At 66.6% G+C, this 23,278-nt stretch carries 21 protein-coding genes, 3 tRNA genes and 1 pseudogene; 19 read left to right on the forward strand and 6 right to left on the reverse strand.

Annotated elements, in window-relative coordinates; all coding sequences use genetic code 11:
* Window positions 1-90: 90 nt before the first annotated feature.
* The 8 genes from ppnN (at window position 91) to QP552_RS07245 (ending at window position 8,707) form a co-directional block, all read left to right on the forward strand.
* The gene (ppnN, locus tag QP552_RS07210) at window positions 91-1,479 is read left to right on the forward strand and encodes a nucleotide 5'-monophosphate nucleosidase PpnN (protein WP_049432572.1); all 1,389 of its coding nucleotides are present in this window, start codon (window positions 91-93) and stop codon (window positions 1,477-1,479) included.
* Window positions 1,480-1,640: 161 nt separating this feature from the next.
* Window positions 1,641-2,156: a Tfp pilus assembly protein FimT/FimU gene (locus QP552_RS07215; protein ID WP_043034372.1), complete on the forward strand. Its 516-nt coding sequence runs from the start codon at window positions 1,641-1,643 to the stop codon at window positions 2,154-2,156.
* Entirely contained in the window at window positions 2,153-2,653 is a 501-nt protein-coding gene (pilV, locus tag QP552_RS07220; RefSeq protein WP_106549010.1) for a type IV pilus modification protein PilV, read from the forward strand. Before QP552_RS07215 ends, pilV begins: the two co-directional genes overlap by 4 nt.
* Window positions 2,650-3,819 (forward strand): PilW family protein, encoded by a 1,170-nt coding sequence (locus tag QP552_RS07225; RefSeq protein WP_111112430.1) that lies wholly within the window; start codon window positions 2,650-2,652, stop codon window positions 3,817-3,819. The genes pilV and QP552_RS07225 overlap by 4 nt, the downstream gene beginning before the upstream one ends.
* 3 nt (window positions 3,820-3,822) lie before the next feature.
* On the forward strand, window positions 3,823-4,344 hold the full coding sequence (locus QP552_RS07230) for a PilX N-terminal domain-containing pilus assembly protein (RefSeq protein ID WP_049432582.1): 522 nt from the start codon (window positions 3,823-3,825) through the stop codon (window positions 4,342-4,344).
* Between the two features lie 11 nt (window positions 4,345-4,355).
* The gene (locus tag QP552_RS07235; protein ID WP_286075437.1) at window positions 4,356-8,144 is read left to right on the forward strand and encodes a PilC/PilY family type IV pilus protein; all 3,789 of its coding nucleotides are present in this window, start codon (window positions 4,356-4,358) and stop codon (window positions 8,142-8,144) included.
* A 13-nt stretch (window positions 8,145-8,157) separates the two neighbouring features.
* Window positions 8,158-8,583 carry a type IV pilin protein gene (locus QP552_RS07240; protein WP_111112432.1) on the forward strand — a complete coding sequence of 142 codons (426 nt, stop codon included), beginning with the start codon at window positions 8,158-8,160 and terminating at the stop codon, window positions 8,581-8,583.
* A 47-nt stretch (window positions 8,584-8,630) separates the two neighbouring features.
* Window positions 8,631-8,707, forward strand: a tRNA-Asn gene (locus QP552_RS07245).
* Between the two features lie 48 nt (window positions 8,708-8,755).
* Here QP552_RS07245 and QP552_RS07250 read toward each other — a convergent pair.
* Window positions 8,756-9,250: a GspH/FimT family protein gene (locus tag QP552_RS07250; RefSeq protein WP_111112445.1), complete on the reverse strand. Its 495-nt coding sequence runs from the start codon at window positions 9,248-9,250 to the stop codon at window positions 8,756-8,758.
* A 171-nt stretch (window positions 9,251-9,421) separates the two neighbouring features.
* Between QP552_RS07250 and uvrB the strand changes: the two genes are divergently transcribed.
* The 3 genes from uvrB to QP552_RS07265 all read left to right on the forward strand — a co-directional run bounded on the left by uvrB (window position 9,422) and on the right by QP552_RS07265 (window position 11,801).
* Window positions 9,422-11,446: an excinuclease ABC subunit UvrB gene (gene uvrB / locus QP552_RS07255; protein WP_286075438.1), complete on the forward strand. Its 2,025-nt coding sequence runs from the start codon at window positions 9,422-9,424 to the stop codon at window positions 11,444-11,446.
* Window positions 11,447-11,553: 107 nt separating this feature from the next.
* Window positions 11,554-11,628 (forward strand) — tRNA-Val (locus QP552_RS07260).
* Window positions 11,629-11,726: 98 nt separating this feature from the next.
* Window positions 11,727-11,801: transfer RNA gene (locus tag QP552_RS07265), tRNA-Val, on the forward strand.
* Window positions 11,802-11,895: 94 nt separating this feature from the next.
* Here QP552_RS07265 and QP552_RS07270 read toward each other — a convergent pair.
* The 3 genes from QP552_RS07270 to QP552_RS07280 form a co-directional block, all read right to left on the reverse strand.
* Window positions 11,896-12,228, reverse strand: coding sequence for a hypothetical protein (locus QP552_RS07270; RefSeq protein WP_111112433.1), 333 nt, complete (start codon window positions 12,226-12,228; stop codon window positions 11,896-11,898).
* A gap of 257 nt (window positions 12,229-12,485) precedes the next feature.
* Entirely contained in the window at window positions 12,486-12,674 is a 189-nt protein-coding gene (locus QP552_RS07275; protein WP_005408865.1) for a hypothetical protein, read from the reverse strand.
* 112 nt (window positions 12,675-12,786) lie between these two features.
* The gene (locus QP552_RS07280) at window positions 12,787-13,356 is read right to left on the reverse strand and encodes a TlpA disulfide reductase family protein (protein ID WP_106549004.1); all 570 of its coding nucleotides are present in this window, start codon (window positions 13,354-13,356) and stop codon (window positions 12,787-12,789) included.
* A gap of 162 nt (window positions 13,357-13,518) precedes the next feature.
* Here QP552_RS07280 and QP552_RS07285 point away from each other — a divergent pair, with 162 nt between their 5' ends.
* Window positions 13,519-13,659 (forward strand): hypothetical protein, encoded by a 141-nt coding sequence (locus QP552_RS07285; protein ID WP_173364575.1) that lies wholly within the window; start codon window positions 13,519-13,521, stop codon window positions 13,657-13,659.
* Window positions 13,660-13,701: 42 nt separating this feature from the next.
* Here QP552_RS07285 and QP552_RS07290 read toward each other — a convergent pair whose 3' ends face one another.
* A complete protein-coding gene (locus QP552_RS07290) occupies window positions 13,702-13,986 on the reverse strand; it encodes a hypothetical protein (protein ID WP_005408868.1) in 285 nt (94 codons plus the stop codon).
* Window positions 13,987-14,016: 30 nt separating this feature from the next.
* Window positions 14,017-14,784, reverse strand: coding sequence for a MipA/OmpV family protein (locus tag QP552_RS07295; RefSeq protein WP_286075443.1), 768 nt, complete (start codon window positions 14,782-14,784; stop codon window positions 14,017-14,019).
* A gap of 145 nt (window positions 14,785-14,929) precedes the next feature.
* Between QP552_RS07295 and QP552_RS07300 the strand changes: the two genes are divergently transcribed.
* From QP552_RS07300 to lpxK, 7 genes and pseudogenes are all read left to right on the forward strand, one after another.
* The gene (locus tag QP552_RS07300; protein ID WP_033833867.1) at window positions 14,930-15,601 is read left to right on the forward strand and encodes a response regulator transcription factor; all 672 of its coding nucleotides are present in this window, start codon (window positions 14,930-14,932) and stop codon (window positions 15,599-15,601) included.
* Between the two features lies 1 nt (window position 15,602).
* Window positions 15,603-16,946, forward strand: coding sequence for a HAMP domain-containing sensor histidine kinase (locus tag QP552_RS07305; protein WP_106549002.1), 1,344 nt, complete (start codon window positions 15,603-15,605; stop codon window positions 16,944-16,946).
* Window positions 16,947-17,005: 59 nt separating this feature from the next.
* Window positions 17,006-19,406: pseudogene (locus QP552_RS07310) on the forward strand (DNA internalization-related competence protein ComEC/Rec2).
* 3 nt (window positions 19,407-19,409) lie between these two features.
* Entirely contained in the window at window positions 19,410-20,072 is a 663-nt protein-coding gene (locus QP552_RS07315) for a MotA/TolQ/ExbB proton channel family protein (RefSeq protein WP_111112438.1), read from the forward strand.
* Window positions 20,073-20,075: 3 nt separating this feature from the next.
* Window positions 20,076-20,498 (forward strand): biopolymer transporter ExbD, encoded by a 423-nt coding sequence (locus tag QP552_RS07320; RefSeq protein ID WP_106549000.1) that lies wholly within the window; start codon window positions 20,076-20,078, stop codon window positions 20,496-20,498.
* Window positions 20,495-22,243, forward strand: coding sequence for a lipid A export permease/ATP-binding protein MsbA (gene msbA, locus QP552_RS07325; protein WP_099552684.1), 1,749 nt, complete (start codon window positions 20,495-20,497; stop codon window positions 22,241-22,243). The genes QP552_RS07320 and msbA overlap by 4 nt, the downstream gene beginning before the upstream one ends.
* Window positions 22,243-23,262 carry a tetraacyldisaccharide 4'-kinase gene (gene lpxK / locus QP552_RS07330; protein WP_286075445.1) on the forward strand — a complete coding sequence of 340 codons (1,020 nt, stop codon included), beginning with the start codon at window positions 22,243-22,245 and terminating at the stop codon, window positions 23,260-23,262. The genes msbA and lpxK overlap by 1 nt, the downstream gene beginning before the upstream one ends.
* Window positions 23,263-23,278 lie beyond the last annotated feature (16 nt).

Raw genomic sequence — 23,278 nt, forward strand, 5'->3', positions numbered from 1 at the left:
ACACATCCAACGGTCGGGCTTCCCGGCCGTTTTGCTTTTTAAGGGGGCGGCAGTACAGTCGGAAACCTTGAAGGAAGCGAAAAATTGGACATGACCACGAACGAAAAATCAGCCCGCGCACTGCCGGTGCAGGACGCGCGGATCTACCCGCGCGGCGGGCTGGATGTGCTGTCGCGGGCCGAAGTGGCCCGCCTGCGCGATGCGTCTGCCGGCGGCATGCACGAACTGCTGCGCCGCTGCGCGCTGGCCGTGCTGACCAGCGGCAGCGCCTCTGACGATCCGCGCGCGGCGCGCGATCTGTATCCGGATTTCGACATCCAGGTGGCACAGCAGGATCGCGGCGTGCGCATCGACCTGGTCAACGCACCGGCGATGGCCTTCGTCGATGGCGAGATCATCCGCGGCGTCGCCGAACTGCTGTTCGCGGTGGTGCGTGACCTGGCCTACATGGCCATCGAGATGGGCCCGGCCTACGCGGCCGAACTGGAATCGTCCGAAGGCATCACCAATGCGGTGTTCGGCCTGCTGCGCAACGCGCGCATCCTCAACCCGGGCGACCCGAACCTGGTGGTCTGCTGGGGCGGCCATTCGATTTCGCGCGACGAGTACCTGTACACCAAGCAGGTGGGCTATGAGCTGGGCCTGCGCGGCCTGGACATCTGCACCGGCTGCGGCCCGGGCGCGATGAAGGGCCCGATGAAGGGCGCCACCATCGCCCATGCCAAGCAGCGCAGGACGGTCACCCGTTACATCGGCCTGACCGAGCCGGGCATCATCGCCGCCGAGTCGCCGAACCCGATCGTCAACCACCTGGTGATCATGCCGGACATCGAGAAGCGCCTGGAGGCCTTCGTCCGCATCGGCCACGGCATCATCGTGTTCGCCGGTGGCGTCGGCACCGCCGAGGAGATCCTGTACCTGCTCGGCATCCTGCTGCGCGAGGAGAACAAGGACCTGCCGTTCCCGCTGATCCTGACCGGACCGACCGTGGCGGCGCCGTACTTCGAGCAGATCGACCGCTTCATCCGCCTGACCCTGGGGGACGAAGCAGCCGAGCGCTACGAGATCATCATCGGCGACCCGGTCGCGGTGGCGAAGAAGATGGCCAATGGCATCAAGCGCGTGCGCGAGCACCGCCTGGCGCAGAAGGACTCGTTCTTCTTCAACTGGTCGATCGAGATTCCGTGGGAGTACCAGCAGCCGTTCGTGCCGACCCATGAGGCGATGGCGGCGCTGGACCTGCACCACGGGCGTGCACCGCATGCGCTGGCGGCGGACCTGCGCCGGGCGTTCTCGGGCATTGTTGCCGGCAACGTGAAGGAAGACGGCATGCGCCGCATCGAAGAGTTCGGGCCGTTCCAGATCCATGGCGACCCGGACATGATGCAGGCCCTGGACGGGCTGCTGCGCGCTTTCGTCGAGCAGCGCCGGATGAAGATCTCCGGCGAATACCAGCCCTGCTACCAGGTGCTGGCCTGAGCCTGTGCCGGCGCGATGGGGATCGCGCCGGCCGGAGTGGGGCGGGGCGGGTCGTCAAGGCTTTGACGCCCGTCGCCCTGGATTGACCGTTCATCCTGCCGCCGCTTGCCGGTGGCAGGGCGATGGCCCATCGTGGCCATCAACACGCTGGGGAGCGTCCAATGTCTTTGCGCCGGCAAAACGGCTTCACGCTGGTCGAGTTGATGATCACGCTGGTCATCCTGGTCATTCTGGCCAGCATCTCCTATCCCAGCTTCCGCACCGCGATGCGCTCCAACCGCCTGACCACCACCAACAACGAGGTGATCGGTCTGTTGTCGCTCGCCCGCAGCGAGGCCATCCGCAACCGCCACGGTGGCGGGGTGTGCGGCAGCAGCAACGGTACGTCCTGCGATGGCGAGTGGAGCAAGGGCATGCTGGCCTGGGGCGACGTCGATGGCGATGGCTCCGTCAGCGGCAGCGAGAGCGTGCTGCGCTTCTCCAAGGGCAGCAGCAGCCTGGCGGTCGAGGCTCCCAGCCCGGCCGTCATCTCCTTCGACTCCCAGGGGCGCCGCCGCGCGTCCGCCGACCAGGTCGTGAGCCTGGTGCCGCAAGGCTGCAAGGCGGGTGACCCCATGCGGACCCTGATCGTCCTGTTCTCCGGTCAGGTCCGCTCCACCGCAGGAACCTGCAAATGAAACGTCGTCGTTCCGGCCTGGGCGGGCCCGCCCGCAGTCGTGGCTTCAGCCTGATCGAGGTGCTGATCGCGCTGCTGGTGCTGGCGTTCGGCCTGCTTGGCTTTGCGCTGCTGCAGACCATGAACGTGCGGTTCGTGCAGAGCGCCAGCCAGCGCACCCAGGCCACCAGCCTGGCCTACGATCTGATCGAGCTGATGCGCGTGCAGCGCAGCGAAACCCTCAACGGTGGCGAATACACCAAGGCCTCCTTCACCGCCGGCTCGGTCACCGCACCGGCGGGCCCCTGCACCTGGCCCAACAGTGCCGACGTGACGGCCTCCAAGGCGAACGTGGCGCGCTGGCAATGCCAGGTCGTCAAGGTGCTGGGAGGCAAGGCCAGCGCCAACGTGACTGTCAATGATGGCTTGGTCACGGTGGGCATCGGCTGGGGAGACGAGCGATGGAACGCAGCCAATCCCGACAGCATCACCACGTTCACCCTGGTTACCCGTCTATGAAGCGCGCGCCTTCCGTTGCCAGCCATGCGGCAGGCCTTTCGCTGGTGGAACTGCTGATCTCGCTGGTCATCGGCCTGGTGCTGATGCTGGGCGTGACCCAGATCTTCATGGCCTCGCGGGCGGCGTCGCAGCTGTCCGAGGGTGTCGCGCGCACCCAGGAAAACGCTCGATTCGCACTGGAGTTCCTCGAGCGCGACATCCGGATGGCCGGGCACATGGGCTGCGTGAACGACCAGGCGCACCTGGTGCGCGCCCAGGACAGTGTCAAGGTCAACATTGCCGGCGTGAAGTCGGGTGATGGCAGCCCGATGGACTTCTCGGTGCCGATCCAGGGTTACGAGGCGCAGGGCACCGCGCCTGGCAACAAGCTGACCCTCGGCGCAAGCTGGGGAGCTGCCGGCAGCACGCCGTCGGCGATCACCAATCTGAAGCCCAAACCGCTGGGTGGCAGCGACATCATCGTGATGCGCTACCTGGCGCCGGAAGGCTCGCCGGTGCTGTCCATCGGTTCCGGTAATTCACCGGACATCACGATCGCCAAGGACGCGGCAGCCCGACTGTCGGCCGGTGCCGTCACCACGCCCTCGGCGTTTGCCGTGGCCGATTGCAGCAAGGTGGATGTGTTCGCCGGGAAAATCGCCGACAGCACGATCACGGCCAGCAAGGTCGATCTCTCGGCGTATTCGGCCAACAACGCGGTGACCATGGTCTATCGGGTGGAATCGATGGCGTACTACGTGGCCACCAATACCGCTGGCGAACCGGCGCTGTACCGCGCGCGTGGCGCTGGCGACAACACGTTCGCCACCGGTGAGGAACTGGTGGAGGGCATCGAGAGCCTGCAGTTCCTCTACGGCCAGGATACCGAGACGGCGATCAGCAGCACCGCGCCGCCGACCGGGGTAATCGCCTTCCAGAAGACTGCCAGCGGGGTCAGTACCGGTACTGACGCCGCCGCTGTCGCGGCGTGGCGTCGGGTTGGCCTGGTGCAGCTCGGGCTGCTGGTGCGCAGCCCGCAGCGGGCCGCGGCCGAGCAGGCCAATACGGCGGTGGCCCAGCTGGGTGTGCTCGGCGTTGGCTTCAATCCGCCCACGACCTACGACGATCGCTACCGTGCCTCCTACGAGGTGTCCGTGGCACTGCGCAACCGACTGTTCGGGAACTGACCCATGAAGCCCTCCGTCTCCCGTCGATTCCAGGGGCGTACGCAGCAGCGCGGTGCGGTGCTGTACGTGGCCCTGATGCTGTTGATCCTGCTGTCGCTGATCGGCGTGGTCGGCATGCAGGTGGCGAGCATGCAGGAGCGCATGTCCTCCAACTACCGGGCCGCGAACGTGGCGTTCCAGGCCAGCGAACGAGCAGTACGCGATGCCGAGCGGTCGATCGAGGAGATCGACAACAATACCGGCGATGGCGGCGCGTTGAAGGCTGACGCCATCAAGCGCATCTGCGATGACGGCTTCGATCCCACCCGCTGGGTCGGTGAGCAGAAACTGTCGGCGGCCCCGGTGGTCAGCGTGCGCCGCATCGATGCCTGCATCCAGGGCGAATCGACGCTGGGCATGGGTACGCCGGAAAGCGAAGAACCCACCCGCGTCTACCAGATCACTGCGTTCGGCTCCGATCGCGATGCCGCCACCAGCAACGAGGGTACCTCCTCGGCGGCTGTCGACACTGTTTTCAAGCTTTGAGGAACCCGGTCATGGCGACCCGAAAGATCAAGATCCTGGCCGGCTCCGGGCTGTTGCTGGCGGTGGCTGGCGGCACCTGGCTTGCGATGAACCTGTTCGCCGCGCAGGCGCAGGGCACGTTGTCGCAGCACCCGATGAACCTGAAGGTCTCCGCGCCGCCGTCGTTCATCATGGCGGTGGACGATTCGGGTTCGATGACCTTCCAGACCCAGTTCCCGGGGCAGGATGGTACGGCGTGCTGGCACTACGGGAGAAAGAGTTTCTTCCGATCGGCCGGAGTGCTCAATACGCCTGAAGACGTGCCCGTAACCTATGACCGGTGGGGAAATGCCATCCAGACCGGTGAGTGCAGTTACTTCTATGTGCTGCCCGGTGCACGGATCAACAGCTACAACGGCATCCCGGCGCTGGATGTCTTCGGGTTTGCCCGATCGGCGGCCTACAATCCGACCTACTACGATCCTGCCATCAAGTACGAGCCCTGGCTGCGGATCGTGAACGAAGAAGTGCAGTCGTATCCAGCGGCGAGCACGTCGGCCACCCTCATCGATCCCCGTGAGACAGATACACTGGCGATCGCCAGCAGCTATCTGGGTACTTCGTCCTGGGACGTCCAGAGGATGCAGGAAGGGATGACGGTACCGGCCGGGCAGACCTACAGGACTGCAAGCAGGGCCAATGGCAATTTTGGCAACGAGAACGCCAATACGAGAGGCGCGACCTGGAGCTCGGCGGGCTATGCGTCGCTGCGCTATGTGCCCGCTACGTTCTACATGCCGTACACCAGCGATGGCGACGCCTATCCGCAGTTGCCGGGCACTGCCAATGCGTACGCAGGTATCCAGCGAACCAAGGTCACCGGCGCCTGCGGTTCGGGATGTGACATGTGGAAGTACGTCATCGGGACCGGTGATGCTGCCGCATTGCAGAACTTCGCCAACTGGTACTCGTACTACGGTAACCGCAACCGGGCGATGATCGCCGGCATGACGCGCGCATTGAATGTCAATGACATGTATGTCGGGTATTTCCGGATCAACGATTTCCAGAATTACAACAGTTCGACAGACTCCAACAAACGGCTTGCGATCCGGGACATGAGCGTGATCGGGCAGAAGTCCGCGCTCTACAGCAGCATGATCGCGCTGACGGCCAGTGGTGGTACGCCGAATCGACATGCCGTCAACGCCGCGGGCCTGCAGTTCATGCGGACCGATGACAATGCGCCCATCAAGCTGTCCTGCCAGAAGAATGCGGTGATGCTGTTCACCGACGGCTACAGCAACAATGGCAACAATCTTTCGTCATCCCTGGCGCCTGCCCCTGGCAACGTGGACGGAAACATGGGGACTCCCTTCTCGGATGGCAATTCCAACACCATGGGTGATATTGCCGCGTACTACTACGTGAACCCGTTGCGAACCGATGATCGGATGCCCCGGGGACAGGTGCCGGTACCGGAGCAATGTGCAACCAGCACCGACAAGTCGCTGGACTGCAACAAGGACCTGCATATCAACTTCTACGGGATCACGCTGGGCGCGCGTGGCAATCTGTTCGATCCGAACAGGCAGCAGAACCCGTATACCGATTCGGCGGTCTACAGCAACTGGCCGGATCGCCAGAACGACAATCCCAGCACTGTGGATGACATCTGGCACGCCGCGACCAATACCCGCGGTGAGTACATCAACGCGCGTACTCCGGCAGACATCACCACGGCCATGCGACGGGTGCTGTCGTCGGTCACCTCCGGGCCAGCGCCTTCGGGCAGCCAGGGCCTGACCGGCGTGCGTATCGGTACCGGATCGCTGGCGGTCACGCCCCAGTTCGAAGTGGCCAACGAGGAAACCGATTGGTTCAGCCGCCTGAAGGCATCCAAGCTTGCGGTGAACGACAAGACGCAGCAGACCGAGTACACGCAGGTGTGGGAAGCGGCCGAGAAACTGGGCGCGCAGCGTTCGCGCACCATCGTCGCCACCAAGGGCAATGCTGCAGTTGACTTCAGCAGCACCAACATTGCCTTCACCGACCTCTGCAACAAGGATGAAAAGCAGTATCCGGGTATTGCGCGCTGTTCTGCGACCGAGGCTGAAAAGCTGGGCGGCGACATCGCCACGGCCATGGCTTATCTGCGCGGCGACGCATCACGCGAAGTACGCAATTCGGGGGGCATCTATCGCACCCGTACCACCGTGCTGGGCGACATCGTCAATTCCAGCCCGGTGATCAGTTCGCCCCGCGACGACTATGGCTACCAGCGCATCAGCACCGCGATGGCGACCTCGTATGCCACGTACCTGACCCGCAAGCGCAACAATGGCCGCTACATGGTCTATGTCGGTGCCAACGACGGCATGCTGCATGCCTTCGACGGTGGCATGAACGGCAACGGCGTGAGTGACAGTGCCGGTGGCAGCGAGACCTTCGCCTATGTTCCCGGCACGGCGCTGGGCCACATGGCCAACCTTCTGTATCCCTACGTGGCGGCCAACAAGTCCGACCAGCGCTTCCGTCATCGCTACTACGTGGATGGACCTATCGCGGTGGCGGACGCACAGATCGGTGGCAACTGGGCCACGGCACTGGTCGGTACGGCGGGCGCCGGTGGGCGCTCGGTGTTCGCGCTGGATGTGACCACGCCGTCCAGCTTCGGTACCGGCAATCGCTTGTGGGAAATCAGTGACGTGGCGCCGGGGCTCGATAGCACCGTGAAGGCGAACATCGGCCATGTCCTTGGCAAGCCGGTGATCGTGCCGGTGAAGGAAGGGACCGGGGTGGCGTGGAAAGCGATCTTCGGCAACGGTTACAACAGCCTCAGCCGCAAGGCCGTGCTGTTCGTGGTCGACCTGGGATCGGGCGCGGTGCGGATGATCACTGCTACCGAGGCCGCGGCGACTGCACCTGCCGGTGACAACGGCCTGGGCAACATCGTGGCCGTCGACCGTTGGCGCGCCGAAAGCGCAGGTGGTACGGGGCGTGTACGTGGCCGCGACGGCCTGGCGGACACGATCTATGCGGCCGACCAGCGCGGCGCGCTGTGGAAGTTCGACCTGGAAAGCACGGCGACCTCGGTCACCACGCCGGTGTTCACCACTGCGCGCCAGACCAACAACAACAACCAGGTGTACCGCCAGCCGATTACCGGCGGCATGACCGCCGTGACCGGACCGGGTGGTGGCGTGATGCTGGTGCTGGGTACCGGCAGCTTCTCCTTCGACAATGACCCGCAGGATCTCACCGCGCAGTCGCTGTACGGTGTCAACGACACCAGCAAGGACCAGCCGGAGGCCACGATCGTGCCCGCCAATCTGCTGGCCTATACGGTGACCACCACCAACAAGTTGCGCACGGTCACGGCCACACCCTTCTCCGGGGCGGCGCGCGGGTGGAGCATTGCATTGCCCGGCGCAGGTGAACGCTTTGTTGGTAATCCTGCGGTGGCGTCGGGAACGGTGTTCATGCCGACCTACATGCCCACCGCGGGTGGCCGTGGCTGTTCGACCGAGGGAAGCAACTGGCTGTTTGGCCTCAATCCGATCTCGGGTGTTGCATCGCTGGAGCAGGCGCGGGTCGGGTCCATTAGCGGCGCGCCGTACGGAGCGGGCACGGCCGGCGTCAGTCTCGACACCGGCGGCACCGCACCGGTGAAGGACGTCAATGTCTCGGTGATGCCGCGCCTGGCAAAGGGTGCCGATCGAGGCGGGCGTGCCTGCTGGATGGCGGTCAACGTGGCGGGTGCTCCGACGATGTACGTGCCTTATCCCTGCGGTCGCCAATCCTGGCGCCAGATCCAGTAACGAAGACATTCCCATGAGCCTGAACACTCTTTCCAGCACCCTGCGTCGTCCCGGCAGGCAGCACGGTTTCTCCCTCATCGAACTGATGATCGTGGTGATCGTGCTCGGCATCCTGGCCGCGATTGTCGTCCCGTCGTACCAGCAGTACATCCGCCAGTCGCACCGGGGCGTGGCCAAGGCGGACCTGGTGGAGTACGCACAGCGTGCTGAGCGCTACTACTCGGTGAACAACACCTACTCGGGCTTCGCGCTGCCCAGCAAGGTGTCGCCGCGCGAGGGCGGGACCACACGCTACGCGATCACCTTCGATGGCAAGGCGTCCTCGTTCACGCTGACGGCGACGCCCCAGGGCAACCAGACCAAGGACAGCTGCGGGACGCTGAGCGTGGATCAGGCCAACCGCAAAACGGCCAGCGGCACGGTTTCCGATTGCTGGTAAATCAGGTGTTGATCTTCCTCTGAACGCCCAGTACAATGCGCCTCCCCGCCCGAATAGCTCAGCCGGTTAGAGCACTTGACTGTTAATCAGGGGGTCGTTGGTTCGAGTCCAACTTCGGGCGCCAGATACTGCAAAAGCCGCGAGAAATCGCGGCTTTTGTCTTTTTGGCCCGTCAGCAGGGGAGGGTGCGGTCGACACGCTCGCTGCGGACGCGGCCGCCATTGTTGATGACCAACCTGCCATGCAGCCGGTTTCCTGCGCAGATGCGTAGCGTCAGATTGGCGCCGGGACTGCGACCATCGGGTTGGAAGAACAGCAGCGGCCGTCCACTGCTGGCCTGGGCGACAATCGCGATGTCGGTCCGGCCCTGGTGGTGGGTCAGGATGTCCTCGGCGGATGCCGGTGTCCCCCGGTGCCTGCCGCTGCGATAGATGATCCAGCCGGCGCTCCAGTCGCGGGAGCAGTGCTCACCGTCATCGCTGGCGCACAGCCCGATCAGTTCGCGGCGCTTCAGGGCCTCGCTTCGGGCGCTGGAAAGACTGGCATGCAGGGCCAGTTGCAGGGCGTCGGCGCGATGCCGCAACAGCAGCGGGTGCAGGGCGGGCCAACCCACCGCCACCAGAACGGCAAGGACGGCGATCACCACCAGCATCTCGACCAGATGCATGCCGCGTGGCGCCGAACGATTGGGACGAGGGATGCGGTGCATGGCTTCAAGCCTCGCGCCCCGGCGGCAGTGCCGCCATCAGGCACCGCCGCACCGGCCTGCCCGGAAACCCCTCAGCCGGCCGTCACCCCTTGCCCCGTATACTTGTCCTTCCCGGGAACTGGCAACACCATGAGCGACCGTTTCGAACTCGTCTCGCCGTATTCGCCGGCGGGCGACCAGCCTGATGCCATCGCGAAGCTGACCAGCAACTTCGAAGCGGGCATCGCCAAGCAGACCCTGTTGGGCGTCACCGGCTCGGGCAAGACCTACACCATCGCCAATGTCATCCAGAACGTGCAGAAGCCGACGCTGATCATGGCGCCGAACAAGACGCTGGCGGCGCAGCTGTATGGTGAGTTCAAGGCGTTCTTCCCGCACAACGCGGTCGAGTACTTCGTCAGCTACTACGACTACTACCAGCCGGAGGCCTACGTGCCTTCGTCGGACACCTTCATCGAGAAGGACAGTTCGATCAACGAGCACATCGAGCAGATGCGGCTGGCCGCGACCAAGACCCTGCTGTCGCGCCCGGATGCGATCGTGGTGGCCACGGTGTCGGCGATCTATGGCCTGGGTGCGCCCGAGGACTACCTGTCGCTGCGCCTGATCCTGTCCAAGGGCGAGCGCATCGACCAGCGCGACCTGATCAATCACCTGACCCAGCTGCAGTACACGCGCAACGAGTACGAGCTGCAGCGTGGCACGTTCCGCGTGCGTGGCGAAGTGATCGACGTGTTCCCTGCCGAGTCGGACAGCGAAGCGCTGCGCATCGAGCTGTTCGACGGCGAGGTCGAGAAGATCACCCTGTTCGACCCGCTCACCGGTGAGACGATGCGCAACATGCAGCGTTTCACCGTCTACCCCAAGACCCACTACGCCACCACCCGCGAGCGCGTGCTGGCCGCGGTGGAAACCATCAAGGTGGAGTTGAAGGAGCGGCTTGAGCAGTTGTATGCGGAAAACAAGCTGGTCGAGGCGCAGCGCCTGGCGCAGCGCACCCAGTTCGACATCGAGATGATGGCCGAGGTCGGGTTCTGCAACGGCATCGAGAACTACTCGCGGCACCTGACCGGCAAGAATGCCGGCGAGCCGCCACCGACGCTGTTCGACTACCTGCCGCCGGACGCGCTGCTGGTCATCGACGAATCGCACGTGACCATTCCGCAGATCGGTGCGATGTTCAAGGGCGATCGCTCACGCAAGGAGACCCTGGTCGAGTTCGGCTTCCGCCTTCCGTCGGCACTGGACAACCGACCGCTGCGTTTCGAGGAGTGGGAGGAGCGCTGCCCGCGCGCGATCTACGTGTCCGCCACGCCGGGCCCGTATGAGTACCACGAGGCCGGCGACGAGATCACCGAGCTGGTGGTGCGCCCGACAGGCCTGATCGATCCGGTGGTGGAGATCCGCCCGGTGGGCACCCAGGTCGACGACCTGATGAGCGAGGCCAACGCGCGCATCAAGGCGGGTGACCGTGTGCTGGTCACCACGCTGACCAAGCGCATGGCCGAGAACCTCACCGAATACCTGACCGAACACGGCATCCGCGTCCGTTACCTGCACTCGGACGTGGACACGGTCGAGCGCGTGGAGATCATCCGCGACCTGCGCCTGGGCAAGTTCGATGTGCTGGTGGGCATCAACCTGCTGCGCGAGGGCCTGGACATGCCCGAGGTGTCGCTGGTGGCGATCCTCGACGCCGACAAGGAAGGCTTCCTGCGCTCCACCGGCTCGCTGATCCAGACCATCGGCCGCGCCGCCCGCAATGTGCGCGGCAAGGCGATCCTGTATGCGGACAAGGTGACCCGCTCGATGCAGGCAGCGATCGACGAGACCGACCGCCGCCGCGCCAAGCAGGTCGAGTACAACGAAGAACATGGCATCGTGCCGCGCTCGGTGGCGCGCCCGATCGTCGACGTTCTCGAAGGTGCGCGTTCGGACGCCGCGGAGAAGGAGGCCAAGAAGGGCAAGGGCAAGGGCAGGGCGGGTGTTGCCGAGGACGCAGCCGATTACCGTTCGCTCGGCCCGGCCCAGCTGGCGGCCCGTCTCAAGGCGCTGGAACAGCAGATGTACCAGCACGCCAAGGACCTGGAATTCGAGGATGCCGCACGCGTGCGTGACCAGATCCGGCAGCTGAAGGAAGCGAGTCTGGGCTGAACGCGGCGGTGCAGCATCTTCTTCACAAAAGTGTTGCGCTTCACGGCCGGCATCCGTAATATACGCGGCCTGCACCGACGCAATCGCGGACGTCCAGAAGCAAAAACGGGCGGTTAGCTCAGCGGTAGAGCACTACCTTGACATGGTAGGGGTCACAGGTTCGAACCCTGTACCGCCCACCACGAAGTCTCCGGAAGGGGGCTGTCGTGAACTGAAGAGCCCGGCCCTGGCGCCGGGTTTTTACGTAGCAAGGCCAGCCTTCGGGCGGCAAGAACAAGATGGGCGGTTAGCTCAGCGGTAGAGCACTACCTTGACATGGTAGGGGTCACAGGTTCGAACCCTGTACCGCCCACCACCTGGCTCCCGGCATTGCCGGTGCAGCGGTGGATCACGATGAAAGCCGGCCCTGGGCCGGCTTTTTCGTTTGCGACGGTTGCCGGTGCCGAGAGTCAGCGCCGGGCAACCCATTCGTCGATGCTGATCATGCGCTGCAGCCGCCAATGGCCGTCCACGCGTTCCCAGACCTGCGCGAAACGAGCTGAACCGGCCTGATGCTGCTGGCCGCCTGCAGGCAGGCGCTGGTTACCCACGCGCAGCACGCGGTCCTGGCGCAAGCGGTACAACTGCAGGGCCGTCGGCTCCGGTGTCTGGTCATGCGCCGGGGGCATGCCTGCATGCCCGGCGTCGGCCTGCAAGATCTGGCTGCGCAGGGAGGCATCCCCGGCGTCGGCATCGCGGCCGAACAGGCCAGCGCACAACAGCAGCAGGGCAAGCATCGGCATGGCACGGTGCTCCGGAGAAGGGAGTCCAGCGTGGCACTGCCCCCTGCGGTGTGAAACCGGTATGCGACGAAAGCCGGTAAAGCGCGCGCCAAGCCGCTGCGGGAAGGATGAATCCGTGACGGGAAGTGCCGGGCCGCGCTTCAAGGCGGCCCGGCGTGGTGGGCCACTGCGGGGTGGCCCGGTCATGGCCGCGGCGCTGGCTCAGCTCCGCGGCGGGTGAGGCAGGTCAGCGATGCCGACCCCATCCACGGATCCGGTTACAGCGGGTCGCAGCACAGCAGCTGGCCGTGCTTGCCCGCGTTGCCGAACGGGCACTGCGGGTGCGGTTCGCAGCCCGGTGCATATCCGGTCTTGGGCGAGACGGCGAAGGCCTGGCTGGCGCCGAAGGCCATGGCCGCGACAACGACGATACCGGCGACGGACGAAAGCACTTTCTTTCCGATCATGTGTATCTCCTTGGTTGGCGTTGTGGAGTTGCAGTTGCCGAAGGCACGGGAGTGCCGGTTGTGGCGCGAATGCGGTAACAGGGCGCCGCGTTGTGATGCGCGGCACGCGGGATCAGGGCAGCGCCGGCTTCGGTGCGAGCGACGCCACGGCGGCCTGCACGACCTGGGCGTCGAGCTGGCCCACATGCTTGTAGGCAACGCGGCCATCGGCAGCCAGCACCATCAGCATTGGCGTGACGGTGGCACGATAGCGCGTGGACGCGGCGGCTTCGTTGTCGATGGCGATCGGGAAGCGCAGTGCATGCTTGCCGGCGTAGTCCGCCAGCTGGTCGTACGGCGGCAGGCCGACACCGACCAGTTCGCTGTTGCCGCGGGCCGCGGCGATCTGTTGCAGCTGCGGTACCGAGGCCAGGCAGTAGCGGCATGCAGTGGAGAAGAAATAGAGGATCTGCGGAACGTCGCGCGCACCGCCGATATCGACGAAGGTCTGCTGCGTGGTGCGCAGCGCCAGTGCATCCGGGCGACTGCCCAGTTCGAGGCCATGTGCTTCAAGGCGCATGTCCTGCAGCTGCGTGGCCATCTGCTCGTTGATCTGCCGCAGCTGGCGGTTCTGCCATCCGAGCGCGATGACCAGCACGGACAGCAGCAGGGCGACAACAGGGAACAGGACGCGCTTGAGCATCGATCATCCTTGAACGCAGCGTTGGGTCGAACATACCCGAACTGGCGCGCAGGGTGTTAAGCGGATGTTCCTGGCACATCCGCAGGCGGCGCACCTGTACTAGAGTGGTGCCCGCGCAGGCATGCGTGCATACCCTCCATCCATCACCAGGATCTTTCACCCATGAGCGATCATGTGCCGGTTTCCAAGCCCAATCCGTTCTTTGAACTGCTGTTCGGCGGCAACATGCTGGAAGGCACGTTCAAGGCAGTGATCTGGGTCGCCCTGTTGTCCGCTGTGCTGGCCTGGACCACGTTCCGCTGAGCCGGTGCGCGGTACTGCGACACCGTTGCGGATGGCCTGTGCTCAGGCGCTGAAGGCCTGGCGCAGGCTGCGCAGGGTGGCCTGCCGATGCTCCTTCGCGCTGGCCTCGCCCATCTCCAGCTCCTGCAGGCGCAGCCCGACCAGGGTCATCGACAGCGCGTATCCCCGGGCCGCGTCGGCAACGCGCGACTGGCCGAGCGCGCGCCGTGCAAGCGCGCTCACGTGCTCAAGGTCGGGCATCAGGCCAAGGTAGACGCGCTCGGCGCTGTCCAGATCGGGGGCTCGCAGGATCGCGTGTGCTTCGGAGGTGGGGGAGACGGAGGCCATGGGGGGTCCTTGTCCGTAGCGGGCGCTCGTTCAGAACGAGCGCATCAGGGAAATGAAGGCCGACGACTGTGTGCCGCGTCGTGCCATCGGGCTGTCCTTCACTGCATCGCCGAACCACTGGTTGGCGACCACGCCGGTCGCGCGCCACTTCGTGCCCAGCGGCGTGCTGACGGCGATCTGCAGGCTTGGCGATGTCGTGCTGCCCGGCCGGTAGGCGGCCAGCCCGGAGCGCAACGCTTCCTCATCGCTGATGCCGTAGTAGTAATCCAGCAAGCGTGCGCTGGAGTGCACCACGCCCACCTTGGGAACCCAGGTGAAGCGGCCGGCCTGGATCGGATAGCTGTAGTGCAGGCGTGATTCGAAACCGCCGCCGTGGCCGGTGATCTCACGCATCACGCCCGCTTCGACGATGCCCCAGTCGGCGCTGTATTCGCCGTTGATGCCGGCCATGGCCGACATCTGCCGGCTGTGCAGGCGGCGCAGCTGCGGATCGTTCACGTCGTCGGTCTTGAAGCGCAGCGTGTAGGGCGTGACCGCCGCCGAAAGGCGCAGGCCCTCGCCCTTGTACAGGTACATCCCCAGCGAGCCGGGGCTGGCGAAGAAGCGCTGGCCCTGCCAGGCAATGGATGGGACCACCAGTGGCTTGACGTCGTAGTGCGCATACGCGCCCGAAGTCGCGCCAGCACTGATGCCGGCCTGCACGCCCGGGTTGCGGTCGGCGGCCTGCGCGAACACCGGCAGGCCGAAGGCAGCGGAGAACAGCAGCGGGCGCAGCAGGGTCGAGGGCAGTGGCGGCATCGGTCAAAGACTTTGCGGGGGATGGCTGCGCATGATGGGGGAGCAACATTGTCAGAACATTGCGTCGGCGCATCCGGCAGGCCGAAGCGGAAAAAGTGGGCGCCAGGCACTATGATCGGCACCGTTTCCGGTAGCCGAGCCCCCGATGCGCATCCTCCTGGTCGAAGACGATCCTGATCTGTCCCGAGCCCTGCAATCGGGACTGGAGCGGCAGGGCGTGGTCGCCGATGTGGTTGGTTGCCTGGCCGAAGCGGCCATCGCGCTGCGCGAACCCGTGCACCAGCTGATGCTGCTCGACCGCCAGTTGCCTGATGGCGATGGCGCTGGCTTCGTTGCCGTCGCGCGGGCCCTGCGCCCGAACCTGGCGGTGATCATGCTGACTGCCAAGGGCACGCTGTCGGACAAGGTCGAGGGCCTGGATGTCGGAGCCGATGACTATCTGGTCAAGCCGGTGGCGATCGAGGAACTGATGGCGCGCATCCGTGCGGTGTCGCGGCGACCCTCTGCGATGGTGACACCCAGCCTGCGACTGGGCCGGCTGGAGTTCGATTTCGAATCGCTGCAGGCGCAGGTCGATGGCCAGCTGCTGGCGCTGCCGCGCCGGCAGGTGCTGGTGCTGCAGGCGCTGGCGATGCGGCAGGGGCGCACCGTTACCCGCAGCGCGTTGGAGGCGGCGGTGTACGGTTTCGATGACGAGATCCAGTCCAATGCTCTGGACGCGCATATCTCCAAGCTGCGCAAGGCGCTGCAACAGGCCGGGGCCGGCGTGGAGATCCATGTGATTCGCGGCGTCGGCTACCTGCTGGCGGAGGCCTGAGATGGCACGTCCGATCCGTTCCATCACCCTGGGCCTGGCCTGGCGCCTGTTCCTTGCGCAGGCCTTCACCGTGCTGTTCGCGGTGGTCGCGTTGATCCTGACCTGGGGTGACAAGGACACCTGGGGCATGGACATGTTCATGGCCGAGGCAGTGGCCAAGGCGGTGCACAGCGAGGGTGGCCGGCTGGTGCTGGACCAGGCACGCTGGGAAAAGCTCGATGCCAGTGCAGGCGGCAACCTCTGGTTCGCGGCAGTCGACGACAAGGGTGTCTGGTTGGAGCGCGGCACGATTCCGGCGATCCACGCGCCGCTGCTGGCGCGGCTGCCGACGCTGGGCGCGACCGAACTTGGTTCGCTGGTGCCGCCTTACCTGGATGTGGCGCGGGTGATGATCCGCAACGAAGAGGGCCGCCGCATCACGGTGATGGTCGGTGGCGCTCCAAAGGGCGGGTTGCTGGATGGCGCGCTGATGGTGCTGCGCCTGATCGGCCTGTGGTTCTTCCTGCCGTTGATCGTGGTGACGCTGCTGGTGATGCCGACGGTGATCCATCGCGCGATGCGCGGCGTGCGCCGCTCCGCGCAGCAGGCCAAGGAACTGGACATCGGCCAGCCGGGCGCGCGCCTGGATGCGCAGCTGGTGTCGACCGAGGTCGCACCACTGGTGGAAGCGTTCAACGATGCGATCGACAAGGTGCAGCAGGGCTATGCAGCACGCGACAAGTTCCTCGCCGATGCCGCGCATGAGCTGCGCGTGCCGATCGCGGTGGTGCAGGCGCGTCTCTCGCAGCTGCCGCAGGGTGAACTGAAATCGCAGTTGCTGACCGATGTCGCCCGCCTCGGCAACGTGGCCGAGCACCTGCTCGACCTGCAGCGGCTCGACCGCAATGTTGGCGCGCTGCAGCGGCTGGACCTGGCGTTGCTGGTGCGCGAGGCGGCCGCCGATCTGGCGCCGCTGGTGGTCGGCGCCGGTTATGGCTTCGAGGTGGATGCGCCGGAGTCGCCCGTGTGGATCCATGGCGACAGCCTGGCGCTGGGGCGGGTGATCGCCAACCTGGTGCACAACGCCATCGTCCATGGTGGCGGGCGCGGCATCATCTGCGTGCGCCTGGATGCACGCGGCCTGCTGGAGGTCAGCGACCAGGGCGCCGGCATTCCGGTCGGTGACCGCGAAGCGATCTTCGAGCCCTTCCACCGCCTGCGTGCAGCCGGCAGCGGCAGTGGCCTGGGCCTGCACCTGGTGAAGGAAATCGTGCAGCACCACGGTGGCTCGGTCAGCGTCGGTGAAGCGGCGGGTGGCGGCGCCAGCTTCAGGGTCAATTTCCACCGCGGTACCGTACGGCGCTGACAGGCACACGGGGAAAGGCCCGATAGGCAGCCTGCCACCTCCGGCGGCAGGCTGGGGGAATGGTTCCCGATCGCTCCGCCCCGGCCCTGTTTGGCTTTGGCTGCGCCGCCGGCCTGGTGCTGGGGGCGCTGGCCTGCGTGCAGATGCCGATGCTGCTGCCGCTGTGGCTGAGCGTGCCGATGGCGGTCGCCGGCGCCAGCGGCTGGCTGCTGCGCTGGCGCGGCCGTGCGGGGGCCGCGATCCTGCTCGGCCTGGCATGGGCAACACTGCACGGGCACTGGGTCCTGCACGGCCAACTTGCGCCCGGCGCGCCGCCGCAGGATGTGCAGGTGCGGGGCCGGGTTGCCGACCTTCCGCAGCAGGGGCCCGGCTACACGCGTTTCGTGCTGCATGTCGAAGATGCCGACGCGCTGCCATCGCTGCGTGGCAAGCGCCTGCAGGTCACCTGGAACGATCCGTGGCGCGGCCCTCCGCAACGTGGCCCGGGCGCTGGACGCCATGCGGTTCGCGCCGGGGCGTACTGGGAACTGCCGTTGCGCGTGCGGGCGCCGCGTTCACGGATCAATCCCGGTGGCTTCGATGGCGAGCGCCACGCCGTGCTGCGGGGCATCTCCGGCAATGCCTCGGTGCGTGATCCGGCAAGTGCACGCGAGTGGCTGCCGGCGCAGGGCCTGCAGGCCTGGCGGGAACGCAGCAGTGCCGCGATCGCCGTGCAGGTGGCACATCCTGCCGCACGGTTCGTGCAGGCGCTGGCACTGGGCGATACCCGTGGCCTGTCCGATGCCGACTGGGAACACCTGCGCGCGTTGGGCCTGACCCATCTGGTCGCCATTTCCGGTTTCCACGTGGGCGTGGTCGCGGGCTTCGGCGTGCTGCTGTGCCGCCTGTCGTGGTGGCTGTGCCCGCTGCTGGGGCGGTACTGGCCACGGCCGCAGGCCGCCGCATGGGGAGCGGCGCTGGCCGCAGCCACCTATGCGGTGGCGGCGGGTGGTGCACTGCCGACGGTGCGCGCGGCGCTGATGATCGGGCTGGTCGCACTGGCCAGGGCCGGGCGTCGCCCGGTTGGCGCAGGGCAGGGGCTGGCGTTGGCCGCGATGGTGATGCTGCTGCCGGCGCCGCTTTCGGTGCTCTCGGCTGGATTCTGGCTGAGCTTCGGTGGCGTGCTGTGGCTGCTCTGGTGCCTGCCGAGGACGGGGCCGGAGGGTATCGGTGGTGGGCTGCGCGGGTTCCTTGCCGCGCAGGGGGTTGCCAGCCTCGGCCTGCTGCCGCTGTGCGTTGCCTTGTTCGGCGGGACCGCGCGGTTGGGGCCGCTGGTCAATCTGCCGATCATCCCGTGGTGGACAATGCTGGTTGTTCCGCTGTCGCTGCTCGGTACCGGCCTGCACGTGCTGCATGACGGCGCGGGGCGTTGGGCCTGGCGCGCCGCGGCCTGGCTGTTCGAGCTCAGCTGGGAGGCCCTGCAGCCGTTGGCGCTGCATCCGCAGGCGATGTGGTGGCTGGCCGAGGCGCCGCGCTGGGCGGCACCGGTGGCCTTGCTGGGCGTGTTCTGGTGGCTGCTGCCGCGCGGTGCCGGCGGTGGCCTCGCTGGCCTGCTGTTGTGCCTGCCACTGCTGTGGCCGGCACGGCATGCCCCTGCCGAGGGCGAGCTGGAGCTGCTGGTGCACGATGTCGGGCAGGGCACGGCGGTGCTGGTGCGCACGGCCCGGCACGCGCTCTGGTACGACGTTGGGCCGCCGACCGGTGGTGACGGCAACGAGCGGATCCTGATTCCGGCGTTGCGTGCGCTCGGTCAGGGGCCACCGCAGCAGGCGATGCTCAGCCATGACCACCTGGACCACACCGGCAGCCTGCCCGGCCTGCGCCGGCAGCTGGCCGGGCTGCAACTGCTGGCGCCGCCCGGCAGCGCCATCGCCGGGGCTGCCCCGTGCCAGCAGGGGACGCGCTGGCAGTGGGATGGGGTCGATTTCCAGGTCCTGCACCCCGCGACGGGCAGCCGGCAAGCCGAAAACGAGGACAGCTGCGTGCTGCGCATTGCCAGCCGCCACGGCGTGGTGCTGCTTCCCGGCGATATTGGTCGCCCGGCCGAGGGGGGCGCTGCTGCGGGCGTATCCGCACGCGCTGAAGGCGGACGTGGTACTGGTGCCGCACCATGGCAGCGGCGGCAGCTCCAGTGCGCCGTGGGTTGCAGCGGTGGCGCCGCGGCTGGCGGTCGTCTCTGCCGGGCACAGGAACCGCTTCGGCCACCCGCGCCAGGAGGTGGTCCGGCGCTGGCAGGCGCAAGGCGCGGAAGTGCTGGCCACGGCCGACTCCGGGGCGATCCGCGTATGGCTTGGCGCACAAGGCCTGCAGCTGCGTGAACAGCGCATCCATGCATCCCGGTGGTGGGATGCCGCTGGGCGGGCGCGGTCGGCTGCTATCCTATCGCCGATCGAACAAGCGGCCGTTGGGCCGGAGGGTTGAAACGTGTGGGAACTGGTCAAGGCCGGTGGCTGGCCGATGGTGCCGCTGCTGCTGTTGGGCGTACTGGCTTTGGCGATCATCCTGGAGCGTTTCTGGTCCCTTCGGCGGACTGAGGTGCTGCCGCCCGGCCTCGGCCAGGAAGTGCGCAACTGGGCCGCTCGCGGCAAGCTCGACCCGGCCCACCTGCAGACCCTGCGGGCGAACTCGCCGCTGGGGGCGCTGCTGGCTGCCGCACTGGAAGCCCGCAACCGCCCGCGCGACCAGATCCGCGAGCGCATCGAAGACACCGGCCGCCACCTGGTGCATCGCATGGAGCGATTCCTGAACGCACTGGGCACCATTGCCTCGGCGGGCCCGCTGCTGGGCCTGCTCGGCACGGTGATCGGCATGATCCAGATGTTCCTGGGCATCCTCGACCACGGCGTGGGCGACGTGAACCAGCTCGCTGGCGGCATCGGCAAGGCGCTGGTGTGCACCGCCACCGGCATGATCGTGGCGATCCCGGCGCTGATGTTCCATCGCTACTTCAAGGGCCGCATCCACGGCTACGTGGTGGAGATGGAGCAGGAAGCCAGTGCCCTGCTGGATACGCTCGACGGCCGCCCCGGGGTGATGAACCCGGCGCCGGCCACGCGCCAGGCCGGCGCCGCCACGGCGAAGGCCTGATCGATGCGTATCGGCAACGACCGATCCCAGGATGAGCCGCATATCGACCTGGTGCCGCTGATCGACGTCATCCTGGTGCTGATCATCTTCTTCGTGGTCACCACCACCTTCGACGCGCGTTCGACGCTGCAGGTGCAGCTGCCGACCGCAAGCCAGCAGCAGACCAACGAGCCGCCACGCTCGCTCAGCGTGCTGATCAACGCCGAAGGCCGCTACTTCATCAATGACCAGGAAGTGCTGCGCAGCGACGTCGAGTCGGTCAAGCAGACCATCGCCGCCGTGGCCGGCAGCGATCGCCAGCAGACCGTGCTGCTGCGCGCCGACGCGCGCACTCCCTACCAGGCCGTGGTGACCGCGCAGGACGCGCTGGGTCAGCTCGGCTTCCGCCGTATTGCCATTGCAACAGCACCCGAGGTGCGTCCATGAGTTCCAATCACGCGCCGGTGTGGCCGATCTACAAACGCCTGCTGGGGTACACCCGCGCCTACTGGGTGTTCATGGTGGCCGCGGTCATCGCCATGGTGGTCGAAGCCCTGGCGGGCTACCACTTCACCAAGTTGATGGAGCCGCTGGTCAACCGTGGTTTCGTCAACCCGGAACCGCGCATGGCGGTGATCCTGCCGCTGACCATCCTCGGCCTGTTCCTGATGCGCAGCCTCGCCACCTGGGTAAGCGACTATGCGCTGGCCAAGACCGGCCGCAGCGTGGTGCGCGACCTGCGTGAGCAGGTGCTTGCCAAGTACCTGCACCTGCCGTCCTCGCACTTCGATACCGAAGCGACGCCGGTGATGGTCAGCCGCCTGAACTTCGACACCGAACAGGTCACCCAGGCCAGTGCCGACGCACTCAAGACCGTGGTGGCCGACACCCTGACCATCATCGCCATGTTGGCGGTGATGCTGCAGATGAGCGTCAAGGTCACCGTGGCCATGCTGGTTGTGGTGCCGTTGATCGGCGTGATCGTGTCCTACGTGGGCAAGCGCTACCGCCGCATCAGCCGCGGTATCCAGGACGGCATGGGTTCGATGGCGCAGACCGCCGAACAGTCGCTGGCGGCGCAGCAGGAAGTGAAGGTGCACGGCACCCAGCAGCATGAGATCTCGCGCTACTCGCGCCTGGCCAACCGCATGCTGTCGCTGAACATGAAGGTGGAAGTCACCCGTGCGGCGGCGTCCAGCGTGGTGCAGTTCCTGGCCGCACTGGCGCTGGCGGTGATCGTCTGGGTATCGACCCGCGAAGCGCTGGCCGGCCGCCTCAACGCCGGCCAGTTCATGGGCCTGATGACCTCGATGATGGCCATCATTCCTTCGCTGCGCCGCCTGACCAGCGTGCAGACCTCGATCTCGCGCGGCGTGGCCGCCGCAGAGCGCCTGTTCGGCATCCTTGACATGCAGGTCGAGCGTGACGAGGGCCGCAACAGCGTGCAGCGCGTGCGCGGCGAACTGGCCTTCGACCACGTCATGCTGCGCTACCGCGAGGACAGCGGCATTGCCCTGGACGACATCAGTTTCGTTGCCAAGCCCGGCACGGTCACCGCCATCGTGGGTCGTTCCGGCAGTGGCAAGACCAGCCTGATCCGGCTGGTGCCGCGCTTCTACGAGCCCAGCGGTGGTGTCATCACCCTCGATGGCGTCGCGCTGGATGACTATCCGTTGGCCGACCTGCGCCGGCAGGTGGCGATGGTCGGGCAGAAGGTCATGCTGTTCGATGACACGATCGCGGCCAACATCGCCTATGGCATGGAAGCGAGCGAGGAGCAGATCCGTGCGGCGGCCGAAGCGGCCAATGCGTGGGAGTTCATCGCGCGCATGCCGCAGCAGCTGCAGACCCCGGTCGGCGAGAACGGCGCGCTGCTGTCCGGTGGCCAGCGCCAGCGCCTGGCGATCGCCCGCGCGATCCTGCGTGACGCGCCGATCCTGATTCTCGACGAAGCCACCGCCGCGCTGGACAACGAATCCGAGCGACTGGTGCAGGATGCACTGCAGCGCCTGATGCCCGAACGCACCACGCTGGTCATCGCGCACCGCCTGTCGACCATCGAGCATGCCGACCTGGTGCTGGTGATGGACCACGGCCGCATCGTTGAACGGGGCACCCACAAGGAGCTGCTTGCCATGGGTGGCCTGTACCAGCATCTGCACAGCATGCAGTTCCGCGAAAGGCAGGACTGATGGCTGGCAAGGGTACCCAGACCCCGCCGTACTGGTACGACGGCAGCCCGGTTCCGTGGGCGATGCGCCTGCTGGCGCCGCTGTATGCCGGCGTCACCGCGCTGCGCCGCCGCGCCTACCGGCGTGGATGGCGCAAGCGTCATACGCTGCCGGTGCCGGTCATCGTGGTCGGCAACATCACCGCCGGCGGTACCGGCAAGACGCCGCTGACCATCGCCCTGGTCGAGCGCCTGCGTGCGGCCGGCTGGAAGCCGGGCGTCGCCAGCCGTGGCTATGGCCGCGAAGACGCCGACAAGCCGCTGTGGGTGCAGGCCGACACGCCGACCGCCAAGGGCGGTGACGAGCCGGTGCTGATCGCCTGGAAGACCGGCGTACCGGTGCGCGTGGACGCTGACCGCGTGGCCGCAGGCAAGGCGCTGATCCAGGCCGGCTGCGATGTGATCGTCTGCGATGACGGCCTGCAGCACTACCGGCTGGCGCGCGACATCGAGATCGAAGTGGTCGACGCCCAGCGTCGCTACGGCAATGGCCGGATGATTCCGGCCGGACCGCTGCGCGAGCCGGTCAGCCGGGCCGGCGAATGCGATTTCCGCGTGGTCAACCTGGGCCAGGCCGATGAGGAAACCGCGGCCCAGGCCTGTGGTTTCGGCCAGTGGCCGATGGCCCTGCACATCGACAGTGCGCAGCCGCTGGCCGGTGGCCGCGCGCGCCCGTTGTCGTACTTCAAGGGCCAGCGTGTTCATGCGGTGGCTGGCATCGCCCATCCACAGCGCTTCTTCGACATGCTGCGCGCGCGTGGCATCGGCGTGGTGCCGCATGCCTTCGCCGACCACCAGGCCTACCAGCCACAGGACCTGTCCTTCGGCAGCCAGCTGCCGGTGCTGATGACCGAGAAGGACGCGGTGAAATGCCGCGCGTTCGGCAACGATTGGCATTACGCGGTGCCGTTGCGTGCCGAGCTGCCTGCCGCGTTCTGGGTGGCGCTGACTGACCGTCTGGACAAGCTGCGACCGAACTGAGTGGCGCGGAGGCGCT

Source organism: Stenotrophomonas sp. 59 (assembly GCF_030291095.1).
GTDB lineage: Bacteria > Pseudomonadota > Gammaproteobacteria > Xanthomonadales > Xanthomonadaceae > Stenotrophomonas > Stenotrophomonas maltophilia_Q.